This window comes from Vibrio sp. 03_296 (assembly GCF_002265885.1).
Genome location: NZ_NPKW01001163.1, coordinates 1 through 915, shown reverse-complemented (window position 1 = coordinate 915; position 915 = coordinate 1). Strand labels below are relative to the sequence as shown.

Genomic DNA, 915 nt, shown 5'->3' with positions numbered 1-915 from the left:
GTATCATTGAGTGAATACATAGCTCAATGAAGCGAACCGGGAGAACTGAAACATCTAAGTACCCCGAGGAAAAGAAATCAACCGAGATTCCGAAAGTAGCGGCGAGCGAAATTGGATTAGCCCTTAAGCTTTACATGTGTTAGACGAACGGTCTGGAAAGTCCGACGATACAGGGTGATAGTCCCGTAGTTGACGATGCATGTTCAGTGAAATCGAGTAGGGCGGGACACGTGTTATCCTGTCTGAATATGGGGGGACCATCCTCCAAGGCTAAATACTCCTGACTGACCGATAGTGAACCAGTACCGTGAGGGAAAGGCGAAAAGAACCCCTGTGAGGGGAGTGAAATAGAACCTGAAACCGTGTACGTACAAGCAGTAGGAGCACCTTCGTGGTGTGACTGCGTACCTTTTGTATAATGGGTCAGCGACTTATATTCAGTGGCAAGGTTAACCGTATAGGGGAGCCGTAGCGAAAGCGAGTCTTAACTGGGCGTTCAGTCTCTGGATATAGACCCGAAACCGGGTGATCTAGCCATGGGCAGGTTGAAGGTTGAGTAACATCAACTGGAGGACCGAACCGACTAATGTTGAAAAATTAGCGGATGACTTGATGGCTAGGGGTGAAAGGCCAATCAAACTCGGAGATAGCTGGTTCTCCCCGAAAGCTATTTAGGTAGCGCCTCGGACGAAGTACGTACTGGGGGTAGAGCACTGTTAAGCTAGGGGGTCATCCCGACTTACCAACCCTTTGCAAACTCCGAATACCAGTAAGTACTATCCGGGAGACACACGGCGGGTGCTAACGTCCGTCGTGGAGAGGGAAACAACCCAGACCGCCAGCTAAGGTCCCAAATTACAGCTAAGTGGGAAACGATGTGGGAAGGCTTAGACAGCTAGGATGTTGGCTTAGAAG

General features: G+C 49.8%; 1 rRNA gene. It reads left to right on the top strand.

From position 1 onward, the window contains the following. A 23S ribosomal RNA gene (locus CIK04_RS30570) occupies positions 1-915 on the top strand; the annotation flags it as partial.